Here is a 708-nt window from a genome sequence, read left to right as displayed (position 1 = left end):
GAATTCCGCCCATAGAACCGCCTACAACAGCATAAAGCTTATTTATCTTCAAATAATCTATTAATAACTTTTGAGCCTTTACAATRTCTTTCATAGTAAAGCTTGGAAAATCTGTACCATAACACAAATTACTATTAGGTTTCTTTGATGAAGGACCAGTAGTACCGTAGCAGCCTCCAAGCACATTTGAACATATTACAAAATATTTATCTGTGTCTATAGCTTTTTTCTTGCCAACAAAATTGCTCCACCAAGTTAGAACATCRCTRTCCCCTGTRAAAGCATGGCAAATTAATATGGCATTATCTTTTTTATCATTTAATTTACCATTTGTAGTGTAAGCTATTTTTAAATTATCTATAGCAGCAGAGTTTTCAAATTTAAAAGYTTTATTATAATTAAAATATTCTATCATACACAACTTACCCTATTTTTTGATTTATTATTTACTTGCTATAGTTAAAGCCTCATCAAGATAATAYAATATATCATCTATATGCTCTATTCCTATAGAAAGTCTTATAAAGTTTTTGGTAATACCTGCATTTATTAACTCTTCTTCAGATAATTGAGAATGCGTTGTAGAAGCAGGGTGTGCAACCAAACTCTTAACATCTCCCACATTAACAAGATGAGAAAATAGTTTTATATTGTCTATAAACTTAACAGCAGCATCATATCCGCCCTTTATGCCAGCCCTTTATGCCA

Annotated in this window: 1 protein-coding gene and 1 pseudogene; both read right to left on the bottom strand. The window is 31.1% G+C overall.

The genetic code is table 11. The features are described 5' to 3' along the window. Positions 1-415 (bottom strand): alpha/beta fold hydrolase (locus tag GQX97_RS13280; RefSeq protein WP_157152295.1); only part of this gene is annotated, 415 nt, incomplete at its 3' end. Between the two features lie 27 nt (positions 416-442). Further along, positions 443-694, bottom strand: a pseudogene (locus GQX97_RS13275) (PLP-dependent transferase); the annotation flags it as partial. Positions 695-708: the final 14 nt, after the last annotated feature.

It is taken from the genome of Brachyspira sp. SAP_772 (assembly GCF_009755885.1).
Classification (GTDB): domain Bacteria; phylum Spirochaetota; class Brachyspiria; order Brachyspirales; family Brachyspiraceae; genus Brachyspira.
Note: the sequence above shows the minus strand (reverse complement) of the source record. Positions and strands in the feature narration are given on the sequence as shown.